The 11,319-nt window shown below is 45.4% G+C and carries 10 protein-coding genes; 8 read left to right on the top strand and 2 right to left on the bottom strand.

Annotation, left to right across the window (positions count from 1 at the left end):
- A partial coding sequence (locus SAPGRDRAFT_RS17805; RefSeq protein WP_002660788.1) for a hypothetical protein occupies positions 1–431 on the bottom strand: 431 nt, incomplete at its 3' end.
- A gap of 276 nt (positions 432–707) precedes the next feature.
- On the bottom strand, positions 708–920 hold the full coding sequence (locus SAPGRDRAFT_RS17800; protein WP_002660786.1) for a hypothetical protein: 213 nt from the start codon (positions 918–920) through the stop codon (positions 708–710).
- Between the two features lie 182 nt (positions 921–1,102).
- Between SAPGRDRAFT_RS17800 and SAPGRDRAFT_RS17795 the strand changes: the two genes are divergently transcribed.
- The 8 genes from SAPGRDRAFT_RS17795 (at position 1,103) to SAPGRDRAFT_RS17765 (ending at position 10,090) form a co-directional block, all read left to right on the top strand.
- On the top strand, positions 1,103–3,361 hold the full coding sequence (locus SAPGRDRAFT_RS17795; protein ID WP_002660784.1) for an Hsp70 family protein: 2,259 nt from the start codon (positions 1,103–1,105) through the stop codon (positions 3,359–3,361).
- Positions 3,362–3,456: 95 nt separating this feature from the next.
- A complete protein-coding gene (locus tag SAPGRDRAFT_RS17790) occupies positions 3,457–4,002 on the top strand; it encodes a LysM peptidoglycan-binding domain-containing protein (protein ID WP_002660783.1) in 546 nt (181 codons plus the stop codon).
- A 9-nt stretch (positions 4,003–4,011) separates the two neighbouring features.
- Entirely contained in the window at positions 4,012–7,056 is a 3,045-nt protein-coding gene (locus tag SAPGRDRAFT_RS17785; protein ID WP_002660782.1) for a hypothetical protein, read from the top strand.
- A gap of 202 nt (positions 7,057–7,258) precedes the next feature.
- Positions 7,259–7,555: a hypothetical protein gene (locus tag SAPGRDRAFT_RS17780; RefSeq protein WP_002660780.1), complete on the top strand. Its 297-nt coding sequence runs from the start codon at positions 7,259–7,261 to the stop codon at positions 7,553–7,555.
- Positions 7,556–7,569: 14 nt separating this feature from the next.
- Entirely contained in the window at positions 7,570–8,025 is a 456-nt protein-coding gene (grpE, locus tag SAPGRDRAFT_RS17775) for a nucleotide exchange factor GrpE (protein WP_002660779.1), read from the top strand.
- Between the two features lie 208 nt (positions 8,026–8,233).
- Positions 8,234–8,692, top strand: a complete 459-nt coding sequence (locus SAPGRDRAFT_RS17770) for a hypothetical protein (protein ID WP_002660776.1) — start codon at positions 8,234–8,236, stop codon at positions 8,690–8,692.
- A gap of 16 nt (positions 8,693–8,708) precedes the next feature.
- The gene (locus SAPGRDRAFT_RS23780) at positions 8,709–8,837 is read left to right on the top strand and encodes a hypothetical protein (RefSeq protein ID WP_002660774.1); all 129 of its coding nucleotides are present in this window, start codon (positions 8,709–8,711) and stop codon (positions 8,835–8,837) included.
- Positions 8,837–10,090 carry a hypothetical protein gene (locus SAPGRDRAFT_RS17765; RefSeq protein ID WP_002660773.1) on the top strand — a complete coding sequence of 418 codons (1,254 nt, stop codon included), beginning with the start codon at positions 8,837–8,839 and terminating at the stop codon, positions 10,088–10,090. The genes SAPGRDRAFT_RS23780 and SAPGRDRAFT_RS17765 overlap by 1 nt, the downstream gene beginning before the upstream one ends.
- Positions 10,091–11,319 lie beyond the last annotated feature (1,229 nt).

Below are 11,319 nucleotides of genomic sequence, written 5' to 3'. Positions count from 1 at the left end.
GACTCTGGATCTATCTTAAAGTTACTATAAAACAAGCCCGTATCATGACGTAATTCTATCAGGTACTTTAAATTTAAACTGACTACGCTGATTCCCTCATAAGCTGAGGCTCTATAGAAGTCATACCAATGTTCTACAAAGGTCAATGTTTTCACTTTACAGATATACTCACCATGCCCCACTTCTACAATTAGCTCTGGATATCGCAATAAATCCGTCTCTTTTAACCAAGCAGTAACCAAATCCTCATCTGTCTCCACATCAAAAGTATAATATTCCTGCCCCAACTGTTTCCAATCTATTAGCCCCTCTGTTGTTATCGGAATATTATAGGCCTGCAAAAAATACATAAAAAACCTAGATTCATAAGTGGCCAAAGGTGTTAGGGCTTTAACATAAGGCTTCAAAAAGCCATTTGTAATCGTTATCATATCTTTTTGTTTAGAGATCCTGCTTAAAGTCTCGATTAACTAACCTACTTCTTTTTCCGTTCCTTACTAAGCATAAAAAAATGAGCCGGAGGTTGAAACCATCGGCCCATAACTAGCGGGACTAATTTCCTGCGTCTAGAAGGAGCGAAGCGACTGGCCTAGCGATGTGCAGGGGTGGCCGAAGGCCAGACCAAGGCCGTCAGGCCGCAGGGCCGAGCGAACAGCGAGCCCCGAAACGTAGCGCCCGCCGAAGGCGGGAGGCCCCAAAACAGTCCACTACTCCCCCAACAGTGATTTGCCTTTTTTGAGCATTTGGAAGGTTCGGAAGAGGCTAAAGAGCAAATAGGCCAAAAGCAGCCAATTCATCCAGGGGTCATTGTCTAGATAGAAGAAAAGTATTCCGATAACGACTAGCTTTATTGCCAATAATCCATAGGCTTTATACTGTAGGTTGCGCATAAAGGCCGTCCGTTCTTTTTCTGTTTGCATAAACTTAGGTTCTAAAATTGGCAAGATACAATAAGCCGGCAAAAAACAATCAATATTTGACAGGGGCTATCAGTTTATGCATGGGCCAAAAGGACTAACCCCCTATAAATCAAGGGCTATAGAGTTGGCCAAATTTTTTATTTGCTGCCTGCATTCACATTACTATAAACAGGCGACAAATTATGCAGAAAGTCATTGGAATTGATTTGGGCACCACCAATAGCGTGATGGCCTATAAGGTGCTTGATACCAAGATATTGCCCAATATTGAAAAAGAAGAAAACACCCCCTCGGTGGTGCATATTGATAGCAGTGGGCAGGCGAGCATTGGAAAAATAGCGGTAGATAGCAAGCTGGCCCTAGACCCCAAAAACACTGTTTTTTCGGCCAAGCGCTTGATGGGCATGCCCTTTAGCCACCCTATGGTGCAAGAAATGGTCAAGGAGAGCAAAAAAAATGATGGTTACTATAAATATAGCATTCGCAAAAAGCATAATTCAGAAGATGCCCTAGCGATTGTCCTTCATGGTCGGGAATACTCTCCTGAAGATATTTCGGCGGAGGTATTGCGTAAAATCAAGCGAGATGCCGAGAGCCATTTGGGCGATAAGGTGAGCCATGCTGTGATTACGGTTCCGGCCTATTTTAATGATAAGCAGAAGAATGCGACCAAAAAGGCGGCGGAGAAATCGGGTTTGATTGTCTCTAAACTATTGGCAGAACCCACAGCGGCCGCTATTGCTTATGGCGTAGACCAAAAAACGGAAGAAAGCAAAACCATTTTGGTCTATGATTTTGGTGGTGGCACCTTTGACCTTTCGGTCCTTACGGTAGCTGATGGGCTATTTATGGAGCAAGGCACGGGCGGCGACCGTTGGTTGGGCGGCGATGATATTGACCGTTTGTTGAGCCAACATATTTACCAGCTAGTTGAAAATGAGTTTGACTTAGAAGAAGGGCATATTCATCGGTTTTTGGAAAATGCGCCAGAGAAAACTCGTTTTGCCTTTGCGGCTGAGAGTCGCAAGCAAGTAGAGCGCATCAAGAAGGACTTGAGTAAGCGCAAAAGGAGTCATTTTGAATTGGATGATTTATTGGAAGATGAGGAAGGCGACCTTATTGACATTGACATACAGATTAATCGAGTTGATTTTGAGGACCTCATTCGGCCCACTATTGCCAAAACCATCCGCTTGATTGATGATCTATTGGCCGAGCTAAACTATGAGGAAAACATGATCGATGCTATTTTATTGGTTGGGGGAAGTTCTAGAATCCCTTTGGTCAATGAGATGTTGATGCAGCGATTTGGCGAGGCCAAAGTACAGCTGAGTGAAGACCCCATGAATGCCGTAGCTAAAGGGGCGGCTATTTTGGCCCATCGTCTGGGCAATAGTGGAGAACTGGAGCAGCAGGAAGACTGGGGAGAAGAAGAGGAAGAATTTCAGGTCCTTTATAGCTCTTCACATGATATTTATGTCCGTCTAGAAGATGAAAACGGCCAAGAAGAGTTTGAGCGGGTTGTTGAGCGGCAGATTCCGCTCCCCATTGCAGAGCAAAGAGAGTACAAAACAGCGGCAGATCAGCAAAGGCTAATTAAGGTGGAGCTCTTTTCTAATAAAGAGGAAGGGGGCAAAGAAGAAATTGGCTTGGGATTTTTGGTTTTAGAAGAAGACTATCCCGCCAACAGCAGCTTTATTTTTCATTTTGAGGTAGACACCGACAACACCCTAAAGCTATTGGTTGCGCCCAAGAACAAGCCCAATCAAAAGTCGGAAATTCACATTACCCGAGGCAATAAGGACCAGAAATTTTACCGCACAATTGACGAGGAGATCAACAACTTTAACCGCTCTGGGGCCAATGCTAGCCAGATGCAGAAACTACAAAGCGATTTGGTCAAGCGCCTCAAGGCCACCAACCAACTGGCCCAAACCGCAGATGATGACAGCCAGCTCTGGGACAAGCACATCTATGAAGTAAAAGAAGAAGTGGCCCAAGCCCAGCATTATCAAGAAGAAAGCAACCATGAGCCAGCCGATGGCAATATGATGATTGCTCGGATTCTGCTCAATAATTACGAAAACCTAATCGGTAGAGAGGCCAGTGAATTGATCCGTATGCTACTGCAAAAGATTGAGCTAGAGAACGATATTTTAGCCATTCAGCAGGCCCGGCAAAAACTAGAGGAGCTCATTAGTAACTTTATGGGGCTACTAGACCTCTTTCTATTTATTGTGGCCGCCAATCGGGCCAAAGAAAAAGGGAGTATGAGCGACTCTCGGCGCCTCAGAGACATTCACGACCAAGCCGAGCGAAAAATGGAGCGGGGTCAAGTTGATGAAGGCTTTGCCATATTAAATGAACATCAGGCCCTCAGACAAAAATACTTGGGAGAAGACAGTTCAGCCGCCTTTATCAATACTAGCCTCAAGCGATAGGCCAGTTCCTCATTTTATTTTGGAGCCGCCGCAGCAAGCTGCGGCGGCTTCTATTCTAGTCTGTAAAATCAGGTTTAGCCCAAAAACTCAAGAAGATGAATTGTCCTATTTGTGAACTAGCTGGTTTGGAAGAAAACTGCCAGCAATGCCCCCAATGCGAAAGCGATTTGCGGCCTTTTTTCTTATTGCAAGCAGTTAGCGAACAAGAGCGTATAGAAAAAGAGCAACTTAAACAGCAAGCCGAAAAAAGGGAGCAGGCTGCGCTGCGTCGAGGCAGAACGCCCATTTTTATCGCTTGGGGGGCTAGTTTTCTGGCCCTGGCAGTCCTCTTATATTTTATTTGGCCCAAAAAGGCCATAGCTCCAGTGGCCAAGCAAGAAGAGCCCTCAAAAGAAGAAATTCTGGCCTTGCAAAAGCAACTTAAGCAAGCGAAAACAGAAGGCGACAGCCTTCGCCAAGCCTTAGCACAACAGCCTAAGTCCGTTTATGTCTATACCGTAAAAGCAGGCGATTCGCCCATTCGCTTGGCTCGTTTCTTTTATGGCCGCGACGAAGAATACAAGCGCCTTTTAGAAGCCAATGAGCTCGCCTTAGACGCCATGCTTAAGGTAGGCCAACAACTGACTATTCCAGCCCTATAAACCCAAACTATGTACCTTATTGTCATTGTCCTTATTTTGGCCCTAGCAGGGGGCTACAGCGCCTACTACAACAACTACGGCACCGTCCTCAAAAAGGCCAAAAAACGCCTAGAACAAGGCCAGCCCCAAATTGCCCTAAAGCTATTTAAATCGGGCTACAAACAATACCCCATAATAGCTGAGAAATTTTTGCAGCAAGATGGGCAAGCCCTACTGCAAAGCGAAAACAAACAGGCCGCTATTGACTTTCTGCTTCCTTTGGCGGAAGACTACCCTTTCGTTGCAATTTGGTTTGCTGAACATGCGGCCCAGCTGTTCGCCAAAAAAGAGTTTATTCCCTTTCGGCATCTGATCCTTTCTGCCCCCGAGGCAGACTGGTCCAAAAAGCTCCTTTTTAAGTACATAGAACTACCCGAGGCCCAAAGCAAGCTGAAAATTAGCGACAAAAAGCAGCTTTTACAGCCTTTGCTAGACCAAAAAGAAGCAAATGCTATCCGTTTATGGATCCTTCTTTTAGCGCCCTTTTTTGAACAGGACAAAAAAGCAGAACAATATCTGCCCGAAATTAGAACCTACAAGGCCCAATCGGCTAAGGCCCAACAACTCTTTTATCTCTTTTTAAGCAATCGTCAGAAAAAGAGAGAACTGGCCCCTTACCTAAGCGAGCTACAGCAGTTGGCCAAAGAAAGCACAAGCGCACAGGAGATTATCTTGGCCGAGGCCAAAACGCTTTTTGAAAGAAAGAATGAAGCGACTGCTTTGACGCTTATCCAGCCTTTTTGGGAGAAGAGCGCAGACGCCCAGCGCTTGTATAATCGTATTTATTTAAAGAAAATGAGGGCCGAAAAGAAGCCCCAAGCTCTTGCTCAAGTGCTTCAGGCTTTGGAGCGCTTTCCTAGCCAATTGACAAGCCAAGAAAAAAGGGAACTACAAACCGCCTTAGCCAATCTACAGCTCCAACAACTAGAATATAGCTTTAAGCCCCTACGCAAAAAAGCCAACCTAAATGATTGGGCCAGCTTTGTGCAGCAACTCTTGGCCGCAGCCAAACTGAGCTATAAAACAACCGCCCTAGAAGCCTTTTTACAAGAAAAAGTAAATTATCTGCTGCAGTTTTCCCTAGAAGAGGGCCAAAGTGCAGAAAAAGCCAAACAATATAAACAGGCAGCGGCCATCTATAAAAAAGCGGCGGACTATGCTCGTCAGCTAAAAGATAAGTTTAGCCAAGCCCGTAGCCATATTGGCCAATTTGACTTTAGATATGTTTTGACGGCTATTTATGGAGATATTCCCTCTAGTCGCATTCAATATTATAATTACTACCTAGAGCGGCATACAGATAAAAAAGAGGTGGCCGCCATCCGCTATGCACTAGCCTTTCAACTGGCCCAAAAGAAAGAGTTTAAAGCCGCCCTAGAGCAGATTAACTGGTTAGAAACCTATAGCCGAAACCCTCAAATTATTGAGCTCAAGCGCTACTGCCTACAGCAAAAACAAAAAACAATGTTGAAATTGCTGGCCGCCTATAATGCTACAATTTATGAAAGCAATTTGCGAAAGCTCAAAATACTAGATGAGAACTGGAGTACTTTTTCGGAGGCTCTATCCTTCTTTTATCCAGAGCGAGAAGAGGAGCTAGAAGAAATAAAAGAATACATTGGCGATAGAATAAAAGGCCTCCTCCTTAAGAATCAATCTTATGCTGAACTCTTTGATTTATTGACCAAAGATAAAGACTTCTACTACGACAGCCCCAGTCTTAAACTGGCAGCCGTTACCGCCTTTAGATTGTTGGTGACCGGAGACTACAGTCAGACGCAACGAATAAAAAAAGCCCTAGCTAGCTGGCTAACCGCTATTTATACCAATGAAGTTATTTTTGATTCTTTGGAGGATACCGAATGGGATGATGATTACTCTTTTAGTGTGCATAGTATCTTGGGATACAGCTTTCTAGAGCTGCCTATTCCTGAAAATATCAATAGCAGAGCACCCAATGAACAAAATATTGACTTAGGCCAGGTTCAACAGCGCTTACTTAAAAAGTTGGAAGACCTAATCAACAATCAATTGCCCGCTGACCTACTAGCCTTCTACGAAAAAGAAAAAGCGGCTTTGGCTCTAGCCTGCAAATTATTTAAGGAGAGTGATATGGTACTGGCTAGTCCCTACATTATGAAATCTAAATCTGCCGAAAATATTTTGTTAGAAATTAGCCTCAGCCAACTCAACCACTTCAAGCAAAACACCGAGGATATCGACATCATCTTGCCTTATAGCCAAACAGTAAGCGAGCAATACATCCCAGATTTATTTAAGACATTTCATCTGGCTCAGAAGACAGAAAAAAACCTTCATTTATTATTTGATCAACTTAAGCGGCAGCCTCAGCTGGCCCTACGACAGGCCAAGCTTCAGCTCAAATCACTACGAGCCATAAAGAGAGAGTTTCCTCAGCACTATCAACGTTTAAAAATTAGCTGCATACAACAGCTTAATGAACATCTAGACCATAAAACGCGAGAGCCTCATCATGTTCAGCTTCTAGATTTTTTACGCACAACAGTTTTTGAACACGATCAGGAGCTGCAGCAAATCCAAGCGGACTATATCTGTAATGCAGCAATTGCTGAATACAATGCTGACAAAATTAAGCCAACTCAATCATTAAATCATATGATAGAAGCTTATGATTTGGACCCCAGTAGCAATCGAATTCAAAACAACCTAGCAACCATCGTAGAAATTGTCGCTCGCCAACATGCTTTCAGCGCTGATACCTCTGGTTGGGGCAGCATCAAAAGCCTTTATAAAAAAGCGCCTTATAACTATAAAGTTCAGCTTCAAAAAGCCCTAAAAACGGCCTATAACGATTGCTATGAAATCTTAGAGAACAGTGACCCCGTTCTACACTACCTCATTTTTAGCCAACTAGGGCATAATGAATACAGCTTTTCCATTTCTCATAAGCTAGATAGTATAGGGCATACACTCAATCATGGCGGCCAAGGAATGGTCCGTAGACTCCAAGAAATTAAGGATTATTTTAGTTGATTTTCTTTTGGGGCCTCCGCTGCGGCTTCGCCTTGCGGCGCTACGCTTTGGGGCTCGCTGCTCGCTCGGCCCTGCGGCGGCTGCGCCGCCTGGGTCTGGCCTAACGGCCACCCCGCCGCATCGCTAGGCCGTTTAGGGCCCTGCGGGCCCTAAATCAGGATACCCCCCAGCTCTCTTTACTTCAAAAAATCTAATTATAGCTATGCTACACAATCCATATGATGTTTTGGACCTAGACCAAAACGCCAGCAAAAAAGATATTCAAAAGGCGCTACCCTTGGCCCTAGCCAAACAACGAAAAGAAAAAAAGTACTCGCCCAAAGATATTATGCAGGCCCAAAAAGAACTGCTCGATCCAGCCAAACGCCTGGCCGCCGACTTTCTGTTTCTGGACCGTATTCGGGCCAAACGCCCCCGAAAGTTTGAGCAGCCAGAGCTGCCCAAAATCAAAACATTAAACCAACTGGCCCAAAACCCTTTTGATCCCAACCACCACTAAAAACAACTCCTAAGATGGATAAAGCAGCTATAAAAAAAGAACTCAATGATTATTTCGTTGCCTTTGGCCGAAAAGAAATCCAACTCAAAAACCAAATAGAAAAGGCAGAAAGAGCCCAATACGAACAACTAAAAGACTTTGCCGTGGGCCTAATTGAAATGATTGATGGCCTCGATCGGAAAATAGAACGCCAAAACAATAAAGAGGAAGAGGAGGAAAGCAAAGAAGCTCGCAAAGCCCTTAAAACGCTAATCAATATGCGCAAAAAAATGCTGCGTTTACTCGACCGCTTTGGCATTCGACCTATTGTGTTTCCCGATAATCAGCTCATTGAATCCTATGCCAAGGTCTTGGGCAGCGAACCTAGTCGAGAACATAAGGACCGAGAAATCCTCCGCATTATTCTCCCTGGCTATATTCAGGCTAGCCAAATCATCCGTCAAGCTGAGGTCATTGTCGTAAAAAATTAAGGCCCAAATAGGACGCCTTGGCCCATCCCCATAAATTTAAGCGCCGAAGAATATGGCCAAAAGAAAAAAAGACAGCTGAGCGGCCTAGCGATGTGCAGGGGTGGCCGAAGGCCAGACCAAGGCGGCAAAGCCGCCGAAGGGCCGAGCGAACAGCGAGCCCCGAAACGTAGCGCCCGCCGAAGGCGGGAGGCCCCAAAAACAGTAAAACATGGTTCCAGCAATTATTATTATTCTCTTTGTTTTATGGCAAATGTATCTATTTGCCCGACGCTACTCGCCCAAAAAAGTGCGAAAAAGCCATATGCTTGCGCTGATTACTATTGCAGAATCAAGTGATTCGAAGGGAGTGAGTCCAGTACAGCTAGAGTACCTCAAAATAATAGCCACAGTTACGGCAGTATCTACAGAAGAGCTTTATCTACTGCTCAAAAAGCCCGTCAAAAAATTTCGGTACCACCCACCCAGAAAATGGGAACATCGAGTGAGGGCACTAGAGGATTTGGTCCATATGATGCATCTTGAGGGGCTCCCCACTAAAGCGCAATTTATTAACTGCTACAGATTTGCCAAGAGATTGGATTTGCCCAAAGAACTAATTGAAGAAATAACAAAAGACCTTCACTTAAAGATTATAGAAAGCAAAAAGAAAAACAAACCACTTCAATAAACAAAAAATTACACCTATGATTATTATTCTACTTATTATTATCGCTTTTATACTCTGGAAGATTTACAGCCAAGAAGAAGGGACAACAAGCAAAGCGACAGAGGAAATTATTTTGAGAGACCTAGAAAAAAGAATGCGCGCCTAATGGTAAATAAAAATAAAATATTGATCCTGACTGCCTTGGCCATTATTGTTGTCTTTTTGCTTGCAGCATGGGACGGACAACAGCGGCAAAAACGATTTGAGCAAGAAGAGCTTCCTCAAATTTTGGCCAAGAGAAAACAAGCTGCGCTGCAGCTAAGAGAAACGCTTATCCAGCAGCAAACGCCAGAAATTCAGGCCCTTATTGATCAAAATGACAGCTTTCAGCTAGACAGTATTCCTTATGACACCAGCATTGGCGTCTTTATTTTCTATAAGCACTTTTGGCTCAACAAATACCCCGTTGAGCGGCAGATGCAGGACCATATTGAGCTGGCAAAAATTAGCTTCCAAAATACAAAAGTGGACAGCCAATGGGCCCAAATTGAGGCCCAGATTGCCAAGCGCTTTGAGGCCGAATTTGTGGATAAAATCCAGATCGAAATCAAACGCCAACTCATTAGCGAGAGCAAAGCAGAAGGCCAAGGGTTTTTAGAATTACCCGATTATAAACTGATCAAAACAGTGCCCGAAGAAGAATTTGAAGCCCTTTGGCAACAAATTGACGTGCAGATTGCCGCCAACCGCTCGCAAACGGCCCAAAAACAACTAGATCGAGACTGGAACAGCTATCGTCGCCGACTCAATAGCAAGGGAAAAAACTTGCTCGATCAGCGAGGGAAAACAGCTTTTATTAGTTTTGCCACAGGGCAAAGTAAAACGTTACAATCGGGCGCCCTGAGTATAGATTGGCCCAGCAGCATAAGCAGTTATCATGCAGCGGCCCTCTCCAGTTTTGTAGAAGAAATTGAGGTCCAACAATACCAGGGCAACAGTCTGTATACGGGAGCTCAGCCCTATGCCAACTGCTTTGGCCGTGGACTGAGTTGCGGATATCGTAGCAATTGCTCAGAAATTCGAGTGCGCGCCCCTTATGAATCTGATGTGATTGTGAGCATTAAAGACCGCTGGGATGAGGTGGTCGACCATGCCTATATTTCTGCGGGCGGCAGCTATACCTTTCGCCTGCCCAATGGCTCCTATCAGCCCTTTTTCTACTATGGCAAAAGCTGGCACCCCTATAAAAAAATGCCCTCCAAAGCCTGTAACAACCTAAAAGGCGGCTTTCTGCAAAACACCCTCACGGGTAAAGATGGCCTGCAATATCTCTCTAATCAAATACTCACTTACACCCTCCGCCTACAACAAAATGGCAATTTTTCTACTCGGCCTTCTTCTTTTTCAGAGGCCTTTTAAATCGCACTTATATGTTCACCTCCTGTTAAAACAACAACAACTAGCCGAACGCATGATTCAAGAAATGGAGCCACTGATCACTCAACATCAACAAAATGTTTTGATGGGCGGAAGAGAGTTCTAACCCACAAAACTATATGCCCCCCTCTTTGGAGATTTTTTTGGGGCCTGCCGCCTGCGGCGGCCGGGCCCTTACAGGGCTCGCAGGTCTGCTCGGCCCTGCGGGCTTCGCCCTTGGTCTGCCGCTGCGCGGCCCCCTTTCAGGCCCCTAGGCCAAGTCGCTTCGCTCCTTTGCGGCGGCTTCGCCGCCTGCTAGCCGTGGCTGCAGGTTGAAACCAGCAGCCATACAACATCGCCATTTTACATCTATACTGCGGAGAGGATTAAAATCCTCTACCGCTTTGAACAAGGGTTATTTTTTTCTTCGGTTGTTTGATTTTGTTTTTGTCTCCCCCATAAATTTCATAATAACCCTAGGGCCAAGGCCCTAGGCTATCGAAAAAATCGTCATCCCCTCATTCGAGGGGATTCGCATTCCCCCCCAGCTGCTAATCACATTCCCTAAAATAACCATTAACCGAAGCACAAAAAAGCCCCCTCCGTGGAGGGGGTGACTCTACCTTTAGCCTAGGGCCTTGGCCCTAGGGTCCTGTATAATATGGGCCTGTAGGTTGAAACCTACAGCAACAAATGCGGCCATACTAAACACAATAAATATGAGCCGATGGTTGAAACCATCGGCCCATATCATTTATAGCAAACAAGGGCTTTAGCCCGCCCGTTTGCATAGACCCGCAACCGTGGGCTTCAGCCCATGGCCGCAGAACAAGTCCATACAAAAAAATCAGGGGTAAAAACAATTGCTATGCTTACCGCCCTGGGCTGAAGCCCAGGGTTATTAACTGAGCGAACTAGCGGACTAAAGTCCTTGTTCGCTTTTTCTACTTGTAGATTCCCATTAAGCTTCGGCCCATGGCCGCAGAACCAACTAGTTCTGAAGAGGCTTCTTTTTCCGCCCCTATTCCCAAGAAAAAGTTGAGGGACTAATAACGCTATCTCCATACGGCCTCCTGCTCTGCTGCCTAGGGCCAAGCCCCTAGGCGATGAACAGCAGGCGGCAAAGCCGCCATGGCCGAAGGCCAAACGGCCTAGCGATGTGCAGGGGTGGCCCAAGGCCAGACCCAGCGGGCGCAGCCTGCGCAGGGCCGAGCGAGCAGCGAGCCCCGAAA

It is taken from the genome of Saprospira grandis DSM 2844, from assembly GCF_000275825.1.
GTDB lineage: Bacteria > Bacteroidota > Bacteroidia > Chitinophagales > Saprospiraceae > Saprospira > Saprospira grandis_A.
Note: the sequence above shows the minus strand (reverse complement) of the source record. Positions and strands in the feature narration are given on the sequence as shown.

Excerpts from the sequence above, each read along its gene's own strand:
- SAPGRDRAFT_RS17800 (WP_002660786.1), bottom strand. The coding sequence starts at position 920 with ATGCAAACAGAAAAAGAACGGACGGCCTTTATGCGCAACCTACAGTAT.
- SAPGRDRAFT_RS17795 (WP_002660784.1), top strand. The coding sequence starts at position 1,103 with ATGCAGAAAGTCATTGGAATTGATTTGGGCACCACCAATAGCGTGATG.
- SAPGRDRAFT_RS17790 (WP_002660783.1), top strand. The coding sequence starts at position 3,457 with ATGAATTGTCCTATTTGTGAACTAGCTGGTTTGGAAGAAAACTGCCAG.
- SAPGRDRAFT_RS17785 (WP_002660782.1), top strand. The coding sequence starts at position 4,012 with ATGTACCTTATTGTCATTGTCCTTATTTTGGCCCTAGCAGGGGGCTAC.
- SAPGRDRAFT_RS17780 (WP_002660780.1), top strand. The coding sequence starts at position 7,259 with ATGCTACACAATCCATATGATGTTTTGGACCTAGACCAAAACGCCAGC.
- grpE (WP_002660779.1), top strand. The coding sequence starts at position 7,570 with ATGGATAAAGCAGCTATAAAAAAAGAACTCAATGATTATTTCGTTGCC.
- SAPGRDRAFT_RS17770 (WP_002660776.1), top strand. The coding sequence starts at position 8,234 with ATGGTTCCAGCAATTATTATTATTCTCTTTGTTTTATGGCAAATGTAT.
- SAPGRDRAFT_RS23780 (WP_002660774.1), top strand. The coding sequence starts at position 8,709 with ATGATTATTATTCTACTTATTATTATCGCTTTTATACTCTGGAAGATT.
- SAPGRDRAFT_RS17765 (WP_002660773.1), top strand. The coding sequence starts at position 8,837 with ATGGTAAATAAAAATAAAATATTGATCCTGACTGCCTTGGCCATTATT.